Source organism: Caecibacteroides pullorum (assembly GCF_019239235.1).
Lineage (GTDB): Bacteria > Bacteroidota > Bacteroidia > Bacteroidales > Bacteroidaceae > Bacteroides > Bacteroides pullorum.
Genome location: NZ_JAAZTS010000022.1, coordinates 31,925 through 54,011, shown reverse-complemented (window position 1 = coordinate 54,011; position 22,087 = coordinate 31,925). Strand labels below are relative to the sequence as shown.

General features: G+C 47.8%; 16 protein-coding genes and 1 tRNA gene. 6 read left to right on the top strand and 11 right to left on the bottom strand.

Features of this window, described 5'->3' with window-relative positions:
- Nucleotides 1-150: 150 nt before the first annotated feature.
- The 4 genes from HF894_RS12365 to HF894_RS12350 form a co-directional block, all read right to left on the bottom strand.
- The gene (locus HF894_RS12365; protein WP_204972794.1) at nucleotides 151-1,431 is read right to left on the bottom strand and encodes a tetratricopeptide repeat protein; all 1,281 of its coding nucleotides are present in this window, start codon (nucleotides 1,429-1,431) and stop codon (nucleotides 151-153) included.
- A 40-nt stretch (nucleotides 1,432-1,471) separates the two neighbouring features.
- Complete coding sequence (gyrA, locus tag HF894_RS12360) at nucleotides 1,472-4,003, bottom strand: DNA gyrase subunit A (RefSeq protein WP_204972792.1); 2,532 nt, start codon at nucleotides 4,001-4,003, stop codon at nucleotides 1,472-1,474.
- 203 nt (nucleotides 4,004-4,206) lie between these two features.
- Nucleotides 4,207-4,503, bottom strand: a complete 297-nt coding sequence (locus tag HF894_RS12355) for a hypothetical protein (protein WP_075316924.1) — start codon at nucleotides 4,501-4,503, stop codon at nucleotides 4,207-4,209.
- 7 nt (nucleotides 4,504-4,510) lie between these two features.
- Nucleotides 4,511-4,972: a hypothetical protein gene (locus HF894_RS12350; RefSeq protein WP_204972790.1), complete on the bottom strand. Its 462-nt coding sequence runs from the start codon at nucleotides 4,970-4,972 to the stop codon at nucleotides 4,511-4,513.
- A gap of 846 nt (nucleotides 4,973-5,818) precedes the next feature.
- Here HF894_RS12350 and HF894_RS12345 point away from each other — a divergent pair.
- From HF894_RS12345 to HF894_RS12325, 5 genes are all read left to right on the top strand, one after another.
- Nucleotides 5,819-8,350 (top strand): ATP-dependent Clp protease ATP-binding subunit, encoded by a 2,532-nt coding sequence (locus tag HF894_RS12345; protein ID WP_204972788.1) that lies wholly within the window; start codon nucleotides 5,819-5,821, stop codon nucleotides 8,348-8,350.
- A 114-nt stretch (nucleotides 8,351-8,464) separates the two neighbouring features.
- On the top strand, nucleotides 8,465-10,513 hold the full coding sequence (gene htpG / locus HF894_RS12340; protein WP_075316919.1) for a molecular chaperone HtpG: 2,049 nt from the start codon (nucleotides 8,465-8,467) through the stop codon (nucleotides 10,511-10,513).
- 156 nt (nucleotides 10,514-10,669) lie between these two features.
- A complete protein-coding gene (locus HF894_RS12335) occupies nucleotides 10,670-10,954 on the top strand; it encodes a hypothetical protein (protein WP_204972786.1) in 285 nt (94 codons plus the stop codon).
- 20 nt (nucleotides 10,955-10,974) lie between these two features.
- Entirely contained in the window at nucleotides 10,975-13,281 is a 2,307-nt protein-coding gene (locus HF894_RS12330) for a patatin-like phospholipase family protein (protein WP_075318855.1), read from the top strand.
- 76 nt (nucleotides 13,282-13,357) lie between these two features.
- Nucleotides 13,358-13,431, top strand: a tRNA-Arg gene (locus HF894_RS12325).
- 196 nt (nucleotides 13,432-13,627) lie between these two features.
- Here HF894_RS12325 and HF894_RS12320 read toward each other — a convergent pair.
- From HF894_RS12320 to ligA, 5 genes are all read right to left on the bottom strand, one after another.
- Nucleotides 13,628-14,197 (bottom strand): DUF5043 domain-containing protein, encoded by a 570-nt coding sequence (locus HF894_RS12320; protein WP_246593236.1) that lies wholly within the window; start codon nucleotides 14,195-14,197, stop codon nucleotides 13,628-13,630.
- Nucleotides 14,198-14,206: 9 nt separating this feature from the next.
- Nucleotides 14,207-14,920 (bottom strand): DUF5043 domain-containing protein, encoded by a 714-nt coding sequence (locus HF894_RS12315; RefSeq protein ID WP_204972784.1) that lies wholly within the window; start codon nucleotides 14,918-14,920, stop codon nucleotides 14,207-14,209.
- 4 nt (nucleotides 14,921-14,924) lie between these two features.
- The gene (locus HF894_RS12310; RefSeq protein WP_204972782.1) at nucleotides 14,925-16,118 is read right to left on the bottom strand and encodes a hypothetical protein; all 1,194 of its coding nucleotides are present in this window, start codon (nucleotides 16,116-16,118) and stop codon (nucleotides 14,925-14,927) included.
- 351 nt (nucleotides 16,119-16,469) lie between these two features.
- A complete protein-coding gene (dapA, locus tag HF894_RS12305; protein WP_204972780.1) occupies nucleotides 16,470-17,363 on the bottom strand; it encodes a 4-hydroxy-tetrahydrodipicolinate synthase in 894 nt (297 codons plus the stop codon).
- A 103-nt stretch (nucleotides 17,364-17,466) separates the two neighbouring features.
- Complete coding sequence (ligA, locus tag HF894_RS12300; protein WP_204972778.1) at nucleotides 17,467-19,464, bottom strand: NAD-dependent DNA ligase LigA; 1,998 nt, start codon at nucleotides 19,462-19,464, stop codon at nucleotides 17,467-17,469.
- A gap of 106 nt (nucleotides 19,465-19,570) precedes the next feature.
- Here ligA and trmD point away from each other — a divergent pair, with 106 nt between their 5' ends.
- Nucleotides 19,571-20,248, top strand: coding sequence for a tRNA (guanosine(37)-N1)-methyltransferase TrmD (gene trmD, locus HF894_RS12295; RefSeq protein WP_021846458.1), 678 nt, complete (start codon nucleotides 19,571-19,573; stop codon nucleotides 20,246-20,248).
- Nucleotides 20,249-20,340: 92 nt separating this feature from the next.
- Here the strand turns inward: trmD and HF894_RS12290 are convergent, their stop codons facing one another.
- On the bottom strand, nucleotides 20,341-21,252 hold the full coding sequence (locus tag HF894_RS12290; protein ID WP_204972776.1) for a dihydroorotate dehydrogenase: 912 nt from the start codon (nucleotides 21,250-21,252) through the stop codon (nucleotides 20,341-20,343).
- A complete protein-coding gene (locus HF894_RS12285; protein ID WP_204972767.1) occupies nucleotides 21,240-22,019 on the bottom strand; it encodes a dihydroorotate dehydrogenase electron transfer subunit in 780 nt (259 codons plus the stop codon). The genes HF894_RS12290 and HF894_RS12285 overlap by 13 nt, the downstream gene beginning before the upstream one ends.
- Between the last annotated feature and the right edge of the window lie 68 nt (nucleotides 22,020-22,087).

Below are 22,087 nucleotides of genomic sequence, written 5' to 3'. Positions count from 1 at the left end.
TCTTTAGGCTTAAAGATACAAAATCTTTAGGTAATAACAAAGCCCCAGCTTGTGAAAGTCGGGGCTTTGTGCTAAACAAAGAAGGTGTGCTTTTTGACACACCTTCATTCTATTATATAAATTAATTGCTGTTACAAATCAAAGCAAATTTTAGAAATTACCAAGCTTCTCGATTTCTTCAAATTCAGCACCCATTTGCAGATTGTAATAAACTCTGTAAAGACCGTTCAGCCACAGTTCTTTTCTTTCGGGTTGTAATTGTCTTGCTTTCTCGTAGCAAGGTTTTGCTTTTTCATAGAAGACTTTTAATGCTTCTTGATCTTCTCTATACTTCGGATCGTTTACGTCAGTTGTAGACTTCTCAGAAAAGTCTTGAGCTTGCAGACAGTAAACCAAACCTAAGTTAGAATATGCTTCTGCATAATTAGGATCAATTTCTGTGGTCTTCTGATAGAATTCAATGGCTTTCTCCAAAGCTGCAGCAGCTTCAGCATCTTTCTTCTGTTCTTTTAAAGTATTATACTGATTGTGATACAGATAACCCTTTACATACAGATAGAATGTGTTATTCGGATCCTTAGCCAGCATATCATCAGCAAACTTCATAGCTTCATCATATTTGTTATTGTTGCTGTAGTAATCAATCAGATTACCAAAGAAGAACTGATGGTCAGGATATTTTTGCACACCTTCTTGCAGTGAAGCTACCCATTTGTCTGTTTCACCTTGAGCTTTCAATGCTGAAGAGATAAATTCCATGGCATACTTACCAACTTCTTTATCTTCTTTTGCGTACGGAGCATATTTCAATACGCTGGGATAGTCTTCCAAACGAGTGGCTACCATAGCTGCGTAATATGCGATTTGCGGCAGCAAAGTGTCAGCCTTAACTGCCTCGTTTTCAGCAAACATAGGATTGCCGGCGATATCTACATATGTACCGAAGAAACTTAATGCTTTCTTTCCGTCTTCTTTGTTTTCATTTCCCAGATACATGTTGTAGTACTGAATACCACCGTTAATCAGATTACCACGTTCTGCCAAGATAGCACTTGAATTGGCTTTTCTGTACTTGTTCTTGATCTTACCCTTTTCATTGGGAATCTGTGCCAATTCATCACACTTGAAATAGTACTGGCACATGTTCAATGCGCTGTTGTACACCTGAAGTGTGTCATACGGCTTTCTCAGGTAAGCATTTTCCATTTCCTTTTCGCTTCTTCTCTTCTGGATGAAACCAGCTACATTCCAAGTTTCAGCCTGATCCTTTGTTTCAGGATTGGTTAAAGCTTGATTGATCAGTTCTTCTGCTTTGGCAAAATCAGGTTGTACTGCACTTGCCATCTTTTTAGCTTCTTTTACTGACTTCTCTTGGGCAAAGGTAAAGCCTGCAACAAGCAGCAAAGCAGCTGTAAATAATACTTTTTTCATGATTGTAGAAAAGTTTAAATTAGAACTATGTTGTCTATTCTTATTCATTATTAGTTTCATTTTCAGCGTTTTCAACGTTGTTTTCATTCTCTGGCAGGTTCTCGTCCTGTGGTTCATCTTCCTCTGTTTCTGAAGTTACCTTACAAACGGAGCCAATCTCGTCATTTCGTTTCTCCAGATTGATAAGACGTACTCCCTGCGTAGCACGGCCCATGATACGTACGTCGGCTACTTTCAGACGAATGGTGATACCAGACTTGTTGATGATCATCAGATCGTTCTCATCCGTTACAGACTTGATTGCCACAAGCTTACCTGTCTTCTCGGTGATACTGATGGTCTTCACACCCTTGCCACCACGGTTGGTCTTGCGGTAGTCCTCGATGTCCGAACGTTTGCCGTATCCCTGCTCAGAAACGACCATAATGGTTTCTGCCTCAGGGTCTTTGATGCAGATCATGCCGACAACTTCGTCCTGTCCGTCTTCGTCGAGGGTCATGCCGCGTACACCTGTTGCGGTACGGCCCATGACACGTACGGCACTTTCGTGGAAGCGGATGGCGCGTCCGTTGCGGTTGGCGATGATGATTTCATTGTCACCATTGGTCATGCGAACTTCGATGACGCGGTCGTCTTCGCGGATGGTGATGGCGTTCACACCGTTTTGGCGTGGACGAGAATACTGTTCGAGCAAGGTCTTCTTAATGACACCGTTCTTGGTGCAGAACAGCACGTAGTGGCTGTTGATGAATTCCTGATCGTTCAGGTTCTTCACGCGCAGGTAGGCATTGACAGCATCGTCGGAGTCGATGTTCAACAGATTCTGGATGGCTCGTCCCTTCGAGTTCTTCGAACCTTCGGGTATTTCGTACACTTTCAGCCAGTAGCATTTACCTTTTTGGGTAAAGAACATCATGGTGTTGTGCATCGTGGCCGGATAGATGTGCTCTACGAAGTCCTCATCGCGGGTTTCAGAACCTTTGGAGCCTACCCCACCACGGTTCTGTGCACGGAATTCGCTCAGCGGCGTACGCTTGATGTAGCCCATGTGCGAGATGGTGATAATCATCTCGTCGTCGGCGTAGAAGTCTTCGGGGTTGAATTCCTCGGAAGAATACACGATTTCGGAGCGGCGCTCGTCGCCGTATTTTTCTTTCACCTCGATGAGTTCGTCCTTGATGACCTTACGGCAAAGCTCGTCGTTCACCAGGATTTCCTCCAGGTAAGCAATCTGTTTCTTGATTTCCTCGTATTCGGCGTGCAGTTGGTCTTGCATCAGGCCTGTGAGTTGGCGCAGACGCATCTCGACGATGGCACGGCTCTGTATCTCAGTCAGTTGGAAACGCTCCATCAGGCCCGTAATAGCATCAGCTGGCGTCTTGGCGGCACGGATGATGCGGATTACTTCGTCGATATTGTCCGAAGCGATGATCAAACCTTCCAGAATGTGGGCACGTTCCTTAGCCTTGCGTAGGTCGAACTGCGTGCGGCGGATAACGACGTCGTGACGATGCTCTACGAAGTATTTGATGAGCTCTTTCAGGTTCAGCAGACGCGGACGTCCGTGTACCAGTGCCACGTTGTTCACGCCAAACGATGTCTGGAGCATAGTCATCTTGTAGAGCTTGTTCAGCACTACGCTGGCGTTGGCATCGCGCTTCACGTCGATGACGATGCGCATACCTTCGCGGTCGGATTCGTCGTTGGCGTTTGTGATGCCTTCGATTTTCTTCTCGTTGGCCAGGTCGGCGATGCTCTTGATGAGCTCAGCCTTGTTTACGCCATAAGGTATTTCGGTAACGACAATCTTGTCATGCGTCTGCCCAGTTTCAATCTCGGCCTTGGCACGCATCACTACGCGACCACGTCCCGTCAGATAGGCTTCGCGTACACCGCTCATACCATAGATGTAACCTCCTGTGGGGAAGTCAGGAGCCTTGACGTAGTTCATCAACTCCTCTATTTCGATATCGTTGTTGTCAATGTAGGCTACACAAGCGTCGATCACCTCCGAGAGGTTATGTGTAGGCATATTGGTGGCCATACCGACGGCAATACCTGAAGCACCGTTTACCAGCAGGTTCGGGATGCGTGTAGGCATCACGGTGGGCTCCTGGAGGGAGTCGTCGAAGTTGTTCTGCATGTCGACGGTTTCCTTGTCGAGGTCCTGCATCATGTCTTCACCGATCTTCTGCAGGCGGCACTCCGTGTAACGCATGGCCGCTGCATTGTCGCCGTCTACCGAGCCGTAGTTGCCCTGGCCGTCTACCAGCATGTAGCGCATGGCCCACGGTTGTGCCATACGTACCAATGCGCCATAGACGGACGAGTCGCCGTGCGGGTGGTACTTACCCAACACTTCACCTACTACTCTGGCCGATTTCTTATAAGGTTTGTCCGACGTATTTCCCAGCCCCATCATACCGAAAAGAATTCTTCGGTGAACAGGCTTAAAACCATCTCTAACATCCGGAAGGGCACGCGAAACAATGACCGACATGGAGTAGTCAATGTACGATGACTTCATTTCCTCCTCGATGTTAATCTTTATAATTCTGTCTTGTTCAAGCATTTAAAAAGATTATTAATTATACATTGCATGGTTCGTGAAAAACCACGCTAAAGTACTGCTTTTTTACGACATACGAAAACATTTCGGAAAGAAAGTTTCAAGGAGCGATGTGTCCGGGGACGGCTAGGCACGGTCTAAGGAATAGCACAAGAAAGCCCGCCTAAGGCAGAACTTCGGCAGGCCTTATATAATTAGAGGTGTGCTCACCAGAGTAATATCACCGCCATCAAGGCGAAGTTCACAACCAAGATAATCACTGCCTCCAACTTCCGCCCTTCCAACCAAACCTTATAGACTCTTCGGCCAATATATGCTGAAAAAGCCAACAGCAGTATGGCTACAATAATCCACAATGCCTCTGTAGATAATTTTTCTATGCCAGGTATGATACTTTCCGAAGCGTCCATTGTACACAGACGCACAACTACAACCAAAAAAAACGTCAAATAGATTAAAAGAATTTTCCAGTTGTAATGAATAATAGATGCTTTTCGTTCCATAATTTATTTATGAGTTTTTTACACAATCATCATATTCAGCCCAAATTTCTCTTCTTTCAATTTCTGTAACAGCTGTAATTACTGCTATGGAAATAGCTGTTCCAATACCTCCTGTAAGTGGACCAGCCAAGCATGGTCCGGTAAATTCAATTGCGTATTTGTTAGCAAGCGAGTTCAATTTTCTATCTCTTACAGATGCACAATCTTCACTTCCCTTTGTTGTTATTTCTTCAATATTGGGGAATAAGAATTTATTCAATTCCTGATAAGCTTTATTTCGTACACTCTCCGTTTTTATTTCTATTGACAAATTAGAATTTAAATGTAAAATTTGTTGTATGTCAGCATACATCTCTTCTTTTTTCGATTCGCTCGCATTTAAATAGTTAAGACATTCTTGGTGCAAGACTTGCAATTCTGATATAGAAAGTGTTCCTATATAGAGGCGCATTTCCTCTATTTCTTTCATAAACTTTTCTATTTGAACATTTTCATTTTCAGTGTTGTTAGTTGGATGATTATCTTCATCATGCAAAGATAAACAATAATGAAATGATTCCGAGTAAAGTAATTCTTTTCATAAGCCTTTTATTGAATTAGTTTTAAAAGTGTGTCATTGTAAATATAGTACTTTTTTATGAATAAACAATCTTCCTCAATTGTTTTTCTGTTTCCGGCTTGCTTATTTAACTTATTTAAACGTTTTACTTTGACTTAACCTTTTTGAACTACTTGCCTTTTCACTTTGACAATCTGACATTTTGCTTTCTTAATGCGCTGAGAATCGCTTCTTTCGCCCCAAGGTAAAGGTTGATGGCAAATTTTAAAGCGCAAAGCAGCTTATTGTCTCGCTCTCAGTGTGATAGCGAAATCTTTACATTCCAACGAGAAAAATAATAGGGCAAAAACAAGGCTTTCTACCCCTCTATCCCCTACTTTTCGAAGCCAAAGTAAGACTTTAGCGGGCTAAAGTAGATGTTTATGGATGGAAAATACGGTGTTTTTTCGCATGAAAAGCAATGTAATGCCTCGCGACATGCTCTTTTTTGCTTGCCAAGCAGCATTTTACAGGCTTTTTTCTTTCTATTTCGCGTCGATAGAAAAACGGACGAGTCAGCATGCTGCCTTTTTCTATTTCGAAAAGTATATATTTTGCAAAAATGAGTGACACTTTGTTATATGGGCAAATGAAGAAAAGACAGCTTTGCTCTTTTTGGCACAGGATTTGCTGATTATTACTTGAAACATCGTGGCAAAGCCGCTAAAAATGCGTATCTTTGCCCCGGATTATAACCCAAACAAAAGGAGTAAATCAATGAACAGTCAATTTTCACAAAGAGTTTCGGACGTACTGACCTATAGCAAGGAAGAGGCCAATCGGCTGGGTTGCAGCCTTATAGCCCCTGAACATCTGCTGCTTGGCATTTTGCGCGATGGCGGCGGAAAAGCTATGGAAGTGCTCATGAAACTTGATGCGGACGTAAATCGAATCAAAAGAAACCTGGAGGAGAGCATAGAGTCGGAAGGTGATTTCCTGCCTGAGGCAGAAGTACCCCTCTCACTTACTGCTACCCGAATCCTTAAAATATGCATGCTCGAAGCCCGCTTGCTGAAGAGCGAACTGGCCGACACGGAGCATTTGCTGCTGGCTATCCTGAAAGATGGCAACAGTGTGGCATCTACAGTGCTGGTAGACAATGGCATTACCTATCAGGATGTGTACGACGTTCTTACGATGAAATCGGCCAATCCGAATGCTGGCATGGGCTTTACCGAAGACGATGACGAAGAAGAGGAAGTCGGCCCTTCGCGCTCCGGACAGGAAAGCGGGCGTGGCAATATGGGCAGTTCGTCTGCCTCGGCACAGACGGCTACGCGCCGCCCTGCCAACGACACGCCTGTACTCGATAACTTCGGCACTGACATCACCCGTGCCGCTGCCGAGGGCAAGCTGGATCCTGTTGTAGGCCGTGAACGCGAGATTGAGCGTCTGGCACAAATTCTGAGCCGTCGCAAGAAAAACAATCCTGTGCTGATAGGCGAACCCGGCGTGGGCAAGTCGGCTATCGTCGAAGGATTGGCCCTGCGCATCACGCAGCGCAAGGTGTCGCGCATACTCTTCGACAAGCGCGTCATCATGCTCGACATGTCGTCCGTCGTGGCAGGCACCAAGTACCGCGGCCAGTTCGAAGAGCGCATCCGATCCATTATCAACGAGTTGCAGAAGAACCCCAATGTCATCCTTTTCATCGACGAGATACATACCATCGTCGGTGCAGGAGCCGCCGCAGGCACCATGGATGCCGCCAACATGCTGAAGCCCGCCCTGGCGCGTGGCGAGATACAGTGCATCGGCGCCACTACACTGGACGAGTATCGCAAGAGCATCGAAAAAGACGGTGCGCTGGAGCGTCGTTTCCAAAAGGTTATTGTGGAGCCCACTACTGCTGAAGAGACGTTGCAGATATTGAAGAACATCAAGGAGAAATACGAAGACCACCACAACGTGCGCTACACGGATGCCGCCCTCGAGGCGTGTGTCAAGTTGTCAGCCCGTTATATCAACGACCGCAACTTCCCTGACAAGGCCATCGATGCCCTCGACGAAGCCGGTTCGCGTGTACACCTGACCAACATCAGTGCCCCCAAGGAAATCGAAGAGCAGGAACGCCTGATAGAGAACGCCCGCCTGCAAAAGACCGAGGCTGTGAAGGCGCAGAATTTTGAATTGGCTGCCGGCTACCGCGACCGCGAGAAAGAGCTCACGACGCAACTGGAGCAGATGAAAGCCGACTGGGAGGCACAGCTCAAGGAGCAGCGTCAGACGGTGGACGAGGAAGAAATAGCCTCTGTGGTGTCCATGATGTCGGGTGTACCCGTACAGCGTATGGCACAGGCCGAAGGACTGAAGCTGGCCGGCATGAAGGAAGAGCTCCAGCAAAAGGTCATTGCCCAGGACGTAGCCATCGAGAAGTTGGTGAAGGCTATTGTACGCAGCCGTGTGGGCCTGAAAGACCCCAACCGTCCTATCGGCACATTCATGTTCCTGGGGCCGACAGGTGTGGGTAAAACGCATCTGGCCAAGCAGTTAGCGCGCTATATGTTCGGTTCGGACGATGCGCTGATACGTATCGATATGAGTGAATACATGGAGAAATATACCGTGTCGCGTATGATAGGTGCCGCTCCCGGCTACGTGGGCTATGAGGAAGGCGGACAGCTCACCGAGAAGGTGCGCCGCAAACCCTACTCCATTGTCCTGCTGGACGAGATCGAAAAGGCTCATCCCGACGTCTTCAACATCCTCTTGCAGGTACTCGACGAAGGTCGTTTGACCGACAATGTGGGTCGCACCATCGACTTCAAGAATACGGTCATCATCATGACCTCCAACATCGGTACGCGCCAACTCAAGGAGTTTGGCCGTGGTGTAGGCTTTGCCGCTCAGAACCGTACGGACGACAAAGAGTACTCACGTGGCGTCATCCAAAAGGCATTGAACAAGACTTTCTCGCCCGAGTTCCTGAACCGTCTGGATGAAATCATTACCTTTGACCAGTTGTCGCTTGACGCCATCACGCGCATCGTTGACATCGAGTTGAAGGGGCTGTATGAGCGTCTTGAAGGCATTGGCTACCATCTTCAGGTGGACGATGCGGCCAAGAAATTCCTTGCTACGAAGGGCTACGACGTACAGTTCGGTGCCCGTCCGCTGAAGCGTGCCATCCAGAACTACCTGGAAGACGGCCTGTCCGAACTGATTGTCTCGGGCGACGTACAGCTAGGTGATACCGTCAGCGTGACCCACGAAGACGGCAAGGACGAGTTGACGATGCAGAAACTTTGACCGTAAACCGGCCATCATACAGACAAAATGTCAGTCCCCGACGGACTGGCATTTTTTTTGTATCCCTACCGTCAGAGAAAAAATAAGTAAAACCTATAATATACTGTTTGAATTATGCAAAAAGGTAACATTGGGGTAACGACCGAAAACATCTTCCCCGTCATTAAAAAGTTTTTGTACAGTGACCACGAAATATTCCTGCGCGAACTGGTGTCCAACGCCGTTGATGCTACGCAGAAACTGAAAACTCTTGCCTCCATTGGTGAGTACAAAGGCGAGTTGGGCGACCTGACGGTCCGTGTCAGCCTGGGTAAGGACACCATTACCGTGTCCGACCGCGGTATTGGTCTGACCGCCGAAGAAATCGACAAATACATCAATCAGATAGCTTTCTCTGGCGCCAACGACTTCCTCGAGAAGTACAAGAACGACGCGAACGCCATCATCGGCCACTTCGGTCTGGGCTTCTACTCGGCCTTCATGGTGGCCAAGAAGGTGGAAATCATCACCAAGTCGTGCAAGGAAGGCGCACAGGCCGTGAAGTGGACCTGCGACGGCAGTCCTGAGTTTACTATCGAGGATTGCGACAAGGCCGACCGCGGTACCGATATTGTCCTCTACATCGACGATGATTGCAAGGAGTTCCTCGAAGAAGCCCGCATCTCTACGCTGCTGAAGAAGTACTGCAGCTTCCTGCCCGTGCCCGTAGCTTTCGGCAAGAAGAAGGAATGGAAAGACGGCAAACAGGTAGAAACCGCTGAAGACAACGTCATCAACGAAACGACTCCGCTTTGGACACGCAAGCCCAGCGAACTGAAGGACGAAGACTACAAAGCCTTCTATCGTGACCTCTATCCCATGTCCGACGAGCCTCTGTTCTGGATTCACCTGAACGTAGACTATCCGTTCCACCTCACTGGCGTGCTCTACTTCCCCAAAGTGAAGAGCAACATCGAGCTGAACAAGAACAAGATACAGCTTTACTGCAACCAGGTATACGTTACGGATTCTGTAGAAGGCATCGTGCCCGACTTCCTGACGTTGCTCCACGGCGTGCTTGATTCACCCGACATCCCGTTGAACGTATCGCGTTCGTACCTGCAAAGCGATTCCAACGTCAAGAAGATTTCGACGTACATCACCAAGAAGGTGTCCGACCGTCTGCAGTCCATCTTCAAGAACGACCGCAAACAGTTCGAAGAAAAGTGGAACGACCTGAAGATCTTCATCAACTACGGTATGCTGACGCAAGAAGATTTCTACGACCGTGCTAAGGATTTTGCCCTCTTCACCGACACCGACGGCAAGCAATATACCTTCGACGAGTACAAGACGCTCATCAAGGACAACCAGACCGATAAGGACAATACCCTGATCTATCTGTATGCCAACAACAAGGACGAGCAGTATAGCTACATCGAGGCTGCTAAAAATAAGGGCTACAATGTGTTGCTGATGGACGGCCAGCTGGACATTGCTGTTGTAAGCATGCTCGAGCAGAAGTTCGACAAAGTTCGCTTCACCCGTGTGGACAGCGATATCATCGACAACCTCATCGTGAAGGAAGACAAGAAGAACGAGGTGCTCGAAGCAGCCAAACAGGAAGCTCTTTCAGCTATGTTCAAGAGCCAGCTGCCCAAGATGGACAAGACTGAGTTCTACGTTGTGGCACAGGCTATGGGCGAAGGTGCCGCTCCGGTCATGATTACGCAGAGTGAATACATGCGCCGTATGAAGGAAATGGCCAATATTCAGGCCGGTATGAGTTTCTATGGCGACATGCCCGATATGTTCAACCTCGTACTCAATGCCGACCATCCGTTGGTTAAGGAGGTCTTGGCTGGTGAAGAACAGGCCTGCGCAGCCGACATCGTGCCCATTCAGCTCTCTATGGACGATACCAACAACCGTCGCAATGCGCTGAAGAAGAGCCACGAAGGCAAGAAGGACGAGGAAATCCCCACAGCCGAGAAGGACGAGCTCAGCGAACTGGACAAGAAATGGAACGAACTGAAGACGAAGAAGGAAGCCGTCCTGGCCGGTTATGCCGCCCAGAATCCGGTTGTCCGCCAGCTCATCGATCTGGCTCTGTTGCAAAACGGTATGCTGAAAGGCGAAGCACTCAATAACTTCGTAAAACGAAGCATCGAGCTGATTAAATAAAGCCCCTTCAACACTTTCTATACTCTCCAAAAGAGGATGTATCTTCATGGTACATCCTCTTTTTTTGCCCTTTTCATCGAAAAAATCTTTTTTTCTTCGCTAAATTGAATACAGTTCAAAACAAATTCGTATATTTGAAAAAAATCATTCGGTATTATGGGAACGTTAGGCTGTATCAATGACATGATTCAACGGGATAAGGAAAACCGTGAATTGCGGAAATTGGGAAGAGAACGTCGTAAAGATCGTCTCGACCGAATGTATTGCGGAAAGAAATTGCATTTGTCGGAAGGAGTGACAGCCGATGATATGAAACAGGCTCAGGAACAGATTGCCGACAAACAAGAACAGGACTTGAAACAAGAAGTCACTTTTGCCTATCTGGTGATGGGGATCTGTACTCTTTTGACAATCTGCGTAATACTCTTTCTGTTGAATTGAAGCATGATTATTTACAGAATATGAAAAAACTATATACCTTCCTCTTGTGTTGCTGTTGTCTGCTTTCCGCTTTGAACGCGCAGAAGGTAGGACTTGTATTGAGCGGTGGCGGTGCCAAGGGTATGACCCACATCGGTATCATCCGTGCATTGGAAGAGAACAATATCCCCATTGATTATATTGCAGGGACATCTATGGGTGCCATCATTGGATCGCTCTATGCCATGGGCTATTCACCCGACGATATGGAAGCCCTGCTTCGTTCACCAGATTTCAAAAGATGGTATTCCGGGCAGGTTGAGTCGCAATATGGATATTATTTCAAGCAGAGCAGACCGACACCAGAGTTTGCCAATATCCGTTTTTCTTTTGGCGATTCCATTCATATTCGTCCTCAAATCCTTCCGACCAATATTGTAAGCCCTATTCAGATGAATCTTGTATTTGTGGAGCTGTTTGCACAGGCTACGGCTGCTTGTCGGGGGAATTTCGATAAAATGTTTGTTCCTTTCCGCTGTGTAGCTTCCGATGTATACAACAAGCGCCCTTTGGTCATGCGTCAAGGTGATTTAGGAGATGCAGTGCGAGCCTCAATGAGTTTTCCTTTCGTATTCAAACCCATTGAGATAGACAGCGTATTGGCTTATGATGGTGGCATTTATAATAACTTCCCTACGGATGTAATGATGAAGGATTTCCATCCCGATGTCATTATCGGCAGCGTAGTTGCCGCCAATCCGGGAAAACCTCAGGAAGGCAATCTCATGAGCCAGCTTGAGAACATGATTATGCAGAAAACGGATTATTCCATTCCCGATTCGTTGGGTATTGTAATGACTTTCAAATATAACGACGTCAATCTGCTGGATTTTGACCGTCTACAGGAACTTCACGATATTGGATACAACAGGACCATCAGCCTGATGGACTCCATCAAAATGCGAATATCCCGTCGTGAAAGTGCTGAAAATGTCCGACTGAGGCGCATGACCTATCGTAACACTTTGCCTCAACTGCGTTTTCGTGATATCTATATTGAAGGAGCCAACGAACACCAGCAGTCGTATATCAGAAAGGAATTTCATAGCGACAACCATCAGATCTTCACTTATGAAGATTTAAAAAGGGGATATTTTCGACTGTTGGCAGACAATATGATTTCGGAGATTATCCCTCACGCAGTTTATGATCCTGAGTCCGATTTATACGAACTCCATCTTCAAGTCAAGATGGAGAAAGATTTCTTTGTCCGCATAGGTGGGAGCGTGTCTACCACCAGTTCCAATCAGATTTATCTGGGCATTGGATATCAAAACTTGAACTATTATTCCAAAGAAATCATGCTTGATGGGCAGCTTGGGAAAATTTACAATAACGTTCAACTAATGGGAAGGCTGGATTTGCCTACCCGTATTCCGATCTCTCTTCGTTTGCTGGGATCTATCAGCACATTTGATTATTACAAGAAAGACAAGCTTTTCTCCAAAAACGACCGCCCTTCTTTCAATTCGAAGGATGAACGGTTTGTGAAACTCATGTGCGCGTTACCCTTTTTGGCCAACAAACGTGCGGAGTTCGGATTTGGATACGGCGTATTGACAGACAATTATTATCAATCTACCACTATTGACTTCACCAAAGACCGTGCAGACAAAAGTACCCACAAACTGTTGGGGGGAAGTATTGGCTTTTATGGCAGCACGACCGATTCCCGTCAGTATGCCACACGAGGGTATCATGAAAGTCTTATAGCCCAGGTGTTTACCGGGCACGAATGGTTCAACCCCGGTACACCTTCTGAAGACGGAAGCTCGAAGGCTGTCGAAAAAAAGCATCAGGCCTGGTTGCAAATCTCGTATATGAAGGACGCCTATCATCGGCTGAGTCCTCTGTTTACGTTAGGCTGGATGACGGAATTATTGTATTCATCGAGAAATTTCTCAGAAAACTACACTGCCACCATGATGCAGGCCGGAGAATTTGCACCGACTCCTCACAGTCAGATTATGTATAACGAGGCTTTTCGGGCCAATCAGTTTATAGCTGCGGGTATAAAGCCTATTTTCGTATTCAATGACATGTTCCATCTTCGCACCGAGTTCTATGGGTTTGCACCTATTTTCCCGATAAAAAGGAACGAAAATAATCACGCTTATTATGGAAAAGCCTTTTCTGAATTCCAATATATGGGAGAAATTTCTTTAGTCTGCAAATTGTCGTTCGGGGCTGTCTCTGCGTATGTAAATCACTATAGTTCACCTAAGGGCGAGTGGAATGTTGGATTGACTTTGGGTTGGCAATTGTTTAACTATCGATTTATCGAATGATTTTTTGCGAAAAAAAACGGTGAAAAGTTTGCAGAAACAGAAAATGTCCGTATCTTTGCACCCGTAAAAAAAATAAGGCCGCGTAGCTCAACTGAATAGAGTAGCTGACTACGGATCAGCCGGTTACAGGTTTGAATCCTGTCGCGATCACACGAATCCCCTGCAAGACGCTTCTTGCGGGGGATTTCTGTTTCTGGTGTATGGCGGTCTCACGCCGTGCTTCGTCACCCTCCCATGCTGTGCTTCGTCACCTCCTCACGAAGCACTTCGTCAGGGGCTCAGGAAGCACTGTGTCAGAGGGTGACGAAGCACTGTGTTTGCCTGTGTTCAATCCTCTCGAGTATTATTATTGTTTGGAATTAAGCGTAACGTTAGGGTCCTGTGTCCAAAACATATAGATATAGTTCAGACTCTTCCCAAATGAAGTCGGGATGAACCATATATTCTTTTTCAGCTCTATTTCAATCTGACGGTATACGGAGACGGGAATGGTATGGTATTCGTCCATTCCGGGTACAGCAGGAAATTCAAATACGACATCGGCTACTTTGCCCGTTTGCGAGTCAATGAATAACTCGATAAGCAGTTCATCTCCTTGTAATTTAGCTTTCTGCTCCGGCGAAAAGGCCCGGTTGACTATATCGAATGCTTTGGGCTTACTCCAATTGTCTTTTTTGATATGGGCAGGATCTCCGGCATGAAAATCATATTGTTCCCCTGTATCTCTGTACATTTGCGTTTGCCCATAATATTTCGTATCTTTATTATAAAGAATAGCTAACACTTCATTTTCCACATCACATTGATAGGTATACCCATCTTCATAGAATGTTTTGGTCTCCGAGTAATAACCTGTTTGAGCATGCAAGGCCCAAACCCACATCCATATCCCTATAATACACACAACGGTTCTCATGATGCTTCTTTATTTGTTCTTTCCGACATCAGTACTATCTGCAGCGGTATGATCTGCCGCCTTTCTCGGATTGACCACCGTTTCGTCCTCTCTCCGAATATTGTCGTCAAAGAGGCTGTCGTTACCCGGTTTCAAGGGAGGACCGAGGGGAGTCCGTGGATTGCTCCGGAGGGTGATGTTAGGATCTTGCATCCAGCATTGATAAATGTAGCTTAAGTTTTTTCCTTCTTCAGTAGGAGTAAACCATACATTTTTCTTTAACTCTACTTCGATTTGACGGTATACTGAGACAGGAATGGTATGAAATTCGTTCATACCTGCTACAGCCGGAAAATCAAAAACGACATCGGCTATTTTTCCTGTCTGCGAGTCTATATACAGCCCTATCAACAATTCGTCCCCCTGTAGTTGGGCTTTCTGCTCCGGCGAGAAGGCCTGATTGACAATCTCGAAAGCCTTGGGCTTGCTCCAGGTCTCGTCTTCAATATGGGGAGGGTTCTCAAAATGAAACTCATATTCTTCGCCGGTACGTTTGTCTATCTTTACTTTTCCGTAATACTTGACGTCTTTGTTATAAAGCGTCGCCAATACTCCATTTTCCACATCACATTGATAGGTATACCCATCTTCATAGAATGTTTTGGTCTCTGAGTAATAACCTGTTTGGGCATGCAAGGCTGAAATTCCAAACATCATTGCGATAAAAATTCTGAATGTTCTCATACGCTTACTTACAATTTCCTACAAGTTCCTGTAATAGAGTGAGATTTTTAACTATATCACTGGTCTCTTCGTATTTATAAACTTTTCCGTCCGAATATTCCTTTACTTTTCTAAAAGCATTGATTGCTGCGTCCCAATAGCCATCTAAGAAAAATCCAAATTTATCATTACGTTGCATTTCAGGGGTTAACGTGCTTTCTATAAGCAATATTTGCCTAAGTCTATCATCATTCATATAATTTTTTTCCCACTTAATCTTATAATCCGGTTTCTTCTTAAGAAACATATATTGTGCCAAATGTGCTTCTATCTCACAGTTCAACAGGGAGTTGTACATGCCATCCCCTTTTTTCAGATATTGGAAGGCATGAAACAATTCGTGTAGCAATACATGGCTGTAGGCATCCTTAATCTTTAGAGACAAGGTATTGGTGGCTGGCGTATACTTGGAGTATCCTTCTTCGGTAAACTGGATGCTGATTTTCTCACCGCCCAATGCGTCCAATATTTCCTTGTATAGGTTCTGTCCCAAACAGGGATCCTTATCCATGTCGTTCAGCAAGGATTCAAGCCACTCCCACGTCTCCTTGATCATATTACTGTGTTCAAAGATACCTTTGGCTTTAGGAGCATTCGGTTGGCTGTTTCCCCCTCCCTCTACGGGGACATCTTGACCGGAGCCTCCACCTCCTCCGCCACCTATAGGTCCTCCTTGCCCGTCATCAATAAGACTCGAATCCACATAACTCATCCACACTTTTATGTCTTTACAAATAGTTCCGTCATACTTTGTCATGCTATTTCCATCTATTTCGATAGTAATATAAGCATCCTGGCATTCTTGTCCGACGACTACATATTCTCCATCTTCTCCCCGGGTCATTGCTTGAGAAGAAAATACCTTTCGGGAAAGATTCTTCCGGCCGAATACACGGAAACTTAAATAATCGAACTGTCCTTCCTGGCCATATTGACGGATGATTTCCGCATCCCGGCCGACAGGCCCATAGTCCAACAAACCGTTTTCCATTTTGAAGAACCACACTGTGCGAATTTCATCTGGAAAAGAAGGGTGATAAAGAGGCACCCAAAAGAAAACAGGAGCATCCGGCGATCCCTGATAGACATCCGTATCGTCCCATAAAGGTACTCCATAGCGTTCGCAGAAACCTTCCATGAAAGGCTGCTTCAGTTCCATGACACGCATTGTAGACACGATGGGAGTCAACAATGCATCCGTGTACCTAAACCATTCTTCCATTTCTCCGGCTCCAAACCGCTCGTCACGCAGGCAAGAGAACAGTAGTACTATACAGGACAAGATCGTCGAATAAAAATAACGCTTTTTCTGCATAGGTGTATTGTTTTAAGGATATGCGCCCAATATAGGAAAAAATAACGGATACACAAAACTTTTAACTGAAAAAAGAACGGAGCGTATGAGAAAAAAGCAAGAAAGGAAAGCGGATTACAAAACAAAAAGCCGATATCCGTCAGGCAAAACCTTCGGGATACCGGCTTTTATTTGTTGTTTTGACAGGAAGTGCCGTCAGCACTTGATGTTCAGCTCGCTCAATATCTTACGCATAGCCTCAAACGTGGTGATACGTGTAGGAACCAGCGGTAGGCGAAGCTTGTTCTCCACCATCCCCATGGCATTAAGCATGGCTTTCACGCCGGCAGGATTACCGTCCACGAAGAGCAGTTTGAACAGTTCGGCAAACTTGTGGTGAATGGTCAGTGCATTGGCGTAGTCGCCCTGTAGGGCCAGGCGCACCATGCGGCTGAATTCACGCGGGAAGGCATTGCCGATGACCGAGATGACACCCACGGCACCCAGTGTGATGAGGGGGAAGGTGATACCGTCGTCACCCGAAATAACGTCAAAGTTGGCCGGCTTGTTCTTAATGATATCGTCCATTTGTGTGATGTTGCCCGAAGCCTCTTTGATAGCGATCACGTTCTCGAAATCGCGGGCAATGCGCAAGGTAGTTTCGGCTGTCATGTTCACGCCTGTACGACCCGGCACGTTGTAGAGTACGATGGGTAGCTCTGTGGCTTCGGCAATGGCTTTGTAGTGCTGGTAGATGCCCTCTTGCGAAGGTTTGTTATAGTAAGGCACTACGGAGAGGATGGCGTCTACACCGGTGAAATCGTCATGTTTCAGCGTGTCGACGATGGCACGTGTGTTGTTGCCTCCTACACCCAGCAAAATGGGAACACGTCCGTTGACGCGCTCTATCACCATTTGCTTGATTTTCTTTTTTTCCTCTTCTGTCAGTGTCGGGGTTTCGGCTGTAGTTCCCAGCACGCACAGGAAATCTGCGTTGTTCTGTATCAGATAGTCTACGATACGCATCAGGGCATCGTAGTCTACACTTTCATCTTCTTTAAATGGGGTGATCAATGCAACCCCCATTCCCTTCAATCTAGTTTTTATCATGGGTCTTATGAGATAATCTGTGGTTTAGCAGTTCGCAAATGTACTATTTTTTTCGTTTTGCGCTACAAATACCCGAGATAAAAAACGTTTTTATGTGATTTTGTCAGGAAAGCAAGTCCAGGAACTCGTTTTCGGACATAATGCGGATACCCAGTTTCTGTGCTTTCTCCAACTTGGCAGGGCCCATGTTGGCACCGGCCAGGATGAAGCTCGTTTTGGACGAGATGCTTCCCACGTTCTTTCCACCGTTGCGCTCGATCATTTCCTTGTATTCGTCGCGCGAATGGTGCTCGAATACGCCGCTGATGACGATGGACTGCCCCGCCAGCTTGTCGGTGTATCCACTTAGGTCTTCCTCGCTTCGGCTGAACTGCAGGCCGGCTTCCTTCAGTCGTTCCACCAGGTTGTGGTTCAGCGGATTGCCAAAGTAGCTGACGATGCTTTGGGCTATTTTTTCGCCGATTTCATCGATACTCATCAACGTTTCGAGGCTGGCCTGCTCCACTTCGTCGATGCTCTTGAAAGAGCGGGCAATCTTCTTGGCCACTGTTTCGCCTACGAAGCGGATACCCAGGGCGAAGAGAACACGCTCGAAGGGTACACTACGGCTCGCAGCGATGCCGTTAACTATATTTTCAGCCGATTTCTGCCCCATTCGGTCCAGGTCCTTAATGTCGTCCACCGTGAGGTGGTAAAGGTCAGCAGCGTCCTTTATAAGCTTCAGACGATAGAACATGTCCACGGTCTCGGGTCCCAGTCCGTCGATGTTCATGGCCCGGCGGCTGATGAAGTGTTCTATCTTGCCCTTGATTTGCGGCGGGCAAGCCGTTTCGTTGGGGCAATAGTGGGCCGCTTCGCCTTCGAACCGCACCAGCGGTGTGCCGCACTCGGGGCAGCGGGTGATAAACTTTACCTTTTCGCCCAGCAGCATGCCGCGGGCATCGGTGTCTACACCCGTTATCTTGGGGATGATTTCACCGCCTTTCTCCACATAGACCATGTCGCCGATGTGCAAGTCGAGGCCTTCGATGATGTCGGCATTGTGGAGCGAGGCACGTTTTACGACGGTCCCCGACAACTGCACGGGGTCCAGATTGGCCACTGGCGTGATGGCACCCGTACGGCCCACTTGGTAGCTCACCTTGTTGAGCCGCGTCAGTGCCCGTTCGGCCTGGAATTTGTAGGCGATGGCCCAGCGGGGCGATTTGGCCGTGTAGCCCAGGTTCTTCTGCTGGCGCAGGCTGTTCACCTTCAGCACGATGCCGTCGGTGGCCACGGGCAGGTTCTTGCGTTCCGTGTCCCAATAGTTGATGTAGTCGAACACTTCCTCCAGGGTGCGGGCCTTCTTCATGTGCTCCGATATCTTGAAGCCCCACTGTGCTGCCTTCTGCAGGCATTCGTAGTGGCCGTCGGCGGGCAGGTCTTCGCCCAGCAGGTAGTAGAGGTAGGCATCGAGCTTGCGCGCGGCCACTACGGAGGAGTTCTGCGACTTCAGCGTACCCGAGGCGGCGTTGCGCGGATTGGCAAAGAGCGGTTCCTCGCGAGCTTCGCGTTCGCGGTTCAGGGCTTCGAACGACTCCCACGGCATCAGAATCTCGCCGCGTATCTCGAATGTAGAGGGATAGTCGCCGTGCAGCACGAGAGGGATGGTACGGATAGTTTTTACATTGTCCGTCACGTCGTCACCTTTCTCGCCGTCACCGCGGGTCACGGCGCGCACCAGCTTGCCGTCTTCGTAGGTCAGGGAGATGGACGTGCCGTCGTACTTCAGCTCGCAACAGATTTCGAAGTCCTCGTTCAGGGCCTTCTTCACCCGTTCATAGAAGTCGGTCACCTCACTTTCGGAGTAGGTGTTGCCCAACGAGAGCATGGGATATTTGTGGGCTACCTGCGTGAAGTTCTTGTTCAGGTCGCTGCCTACACGCATGGTGGGCGAATTCTCGTCCGCATATTCGGGGTGCTCCTTCTCCAGGTCCTGTAGTTCGCGCATCAGGTCGTCAAACTCCTTGTCCGTGATTTCGGGAGCGTTCATGACGTAGTAGTTGTAGTTATGGCGGTGCAGCTCGGCACGCAGCCAGTCTATTCGTTCTTTGGATGTCATAGTTCGTCTTACAGATAGTTTGCATGCAAAAATACGGGTTTCTCCGTGAAAATCCGTGTAATCCGTGCCAAAATACTATCTTTGCAGAAAAATTGCAAGAAACGTTATGCGCATAGACATTATTACCGTTCTTCCGGAGATGATTGAAGGCTTCTTCAACTGCTCCATCATGAAACGGGCACAGAACAAGGGCCTGGCCGAAATACATATCCATAACCTGCGCGACTACACCCAGGACAAGTACCGCCGCGTGGACGATTATCCCTTCGGGGGCTTTGCCGGCATGGTGATGAAGATTGAGCCCATCGAACGCTGCATCAACAGTCTGAAGGCCGAACGCCAGTACGATGAAGTCATTTTTACCACGCCCGACGGCGAGCAGTTCAACCAGCCCATGGCCAACACCCTGTCGCTGGCGCAGAACCTCATCATCCTGTGCGGCCACTTCAAGGGCATCGACTACCGCATCCGCGAGCACCTCATCACGAAAGAGGTGAGCATCGGCGACTATGTGCTGACGGGCGGCGAACTGGCAGCTGCCGTGATGGCCGACGCCATCGTGCGCATCATTCCCGGTGTGATTTCCGATGAGCAGTCGGCTCTGTCGGACTCGTTCCAGGACAATCTGCTGGCCGCTCCGGTCTATACCCGTCCGGCTGATTATAACGGCTGGAAAGTTCCGGATATTTTACTTTCCGGTCACGAGGCGAAAATTAAGGAATGGGAGTTGCAGCAGTCCATTGAACGGACCCGTCGGTTGCGTCCCGACTTGTTGGGAGAATAAAATAGACGTGTAAATATAAAAGAAAAGGACATCAGTCGGCTGATGTCCTTTTTTATTCTCTTCAGTTGCGAAGAGGGTATCTTTGTTAGACGTTATGCCTCAAGCGCACCGATAATGTCCGTTACAGACTTAAATCCGTGTCGGTTCAGGTAGTCGTCGATACCCTCGGCCACCTTGACTGTAACTGTCGGATCGATGAAGTTGGCCGTACCGATTTGGATGGCTGAAGCCCCTGCCAACAGAAATTCCACCGCATCTCGCCAGTTCATGATGCCTCCCAGACCGATGACGGGTATTTTTACCGCCTTAGCCACCTGCCACACCATACGCAGGGCAATGGGCTTTACAGCTGCCCCAGACATACCTCCGGTCACTGTGGAGAGCAACGGACGACGTTTTTCGGCGTCGATAGCCATACCCAGCAGGGTATTGATGAGCGAAACGCTGTCGGCACCACCATTTTCGGCCGCACGTGCTATTTCTGTAATGTCTGTCACGTTGGGTGACAGCTTCACGATGAGCGTTTTTTTGTACACCTGGCGTACTGCCTTGACCACTTCTTCGGCCCCTTTGGCAGTCACGCCGAAGGCCATTCCACCCTGCTTTACATTGGGGCAGGAAATGTTCAATTCGATGGCAGGAATTTTGTCAAGTTCGTTAATGATGGAGGCCGTTTCGGCATAATCTTCGATGGCCGATCCCGATACGTTCACAATCATATTGGTCCGGATGTCCTTGATGCGGGGATAGATGTGTTCAACAAAGTAATGTACGCCCTTATTTTGCAGTCCCACAGCGTTTAACATGCCCGAAGGAGTCTCCGCCATACGGGGATATGGGTTGCCTTCACGTTTGTGAAGGGTGGTTCCCTTTACAATGATACCGCCTATTCGCTCCAAATCGATGAAATCGGCAAATTCTTCGCCGTATCCGAAAGTCCCGGAAGCGGTCATCACGGGATTTTTCATTTGTAATTCACCAATCTTTACACTTAAATCTGCCATAACAGTTTGTTTATATTAAATACGGGACCTTCTTTACATACACATAGGTGGCCTTCATCGGTGTTTTCCACGCAGCAGAGGCAGGCGCCTACACCACAGGCCATCTTGTTTTCCAGAGACACTTCGCAGTCGATGCCCTTCGCCTTGGCATAGTGCGCCACGGCCATCATCATCGGCTTGGGACCACACGTATAAATGTGTTCGAACTTCACCTGCTCCAGGATGGAATGCTGCGTCACAAAGCCCTTTTCGCCGTGACTACCGTCTTCGGTCGTCGTATACACCTCGCCATAGGCGGCAAACTGGTCGAGCTGCAACAGATCCTTGTCGCTGCGGGCGCCCAGCAGGAAGGTGGGCTTGCATCCCCATTGCTTCAATTGTTCGCCCAGGTAGAGCATCGGAGCCGTACCCACGCCGCCACCTACCAAAAGCAGCTTGTCTGAAGGCTTTTCAGGCATGGTAAAGCCATTTCCCAAAGGAAGCACTACATTGATTACATCGCCGGTTTTCGCTTCGCCCAGGCGCTTTGTTCCGTCTCCTACGAGCTGGATCAGGAACCACACCTCGTTGCGTTGTCTGTCCACATAATTGATGGAAATGGGGCGGCGCAGGAATGTGGTGGGCGAGCCGTCCACACGGATTTCAGCGAACTGGCCCGGCAGCATCTCCGGCAGTTCCATCTGGGGGGACGTCAGCTTCAGCAGCACATAATGGGCATGCAGGCGGACGTTCTCCGTGACTGTCAAATCTAAGATATATTTTTTCATTACTATAAAAGAGAATGGATTTCAATCGTTGTGCAAAGATAGTGCAAACCGAGAGAAGTACAAAAGCT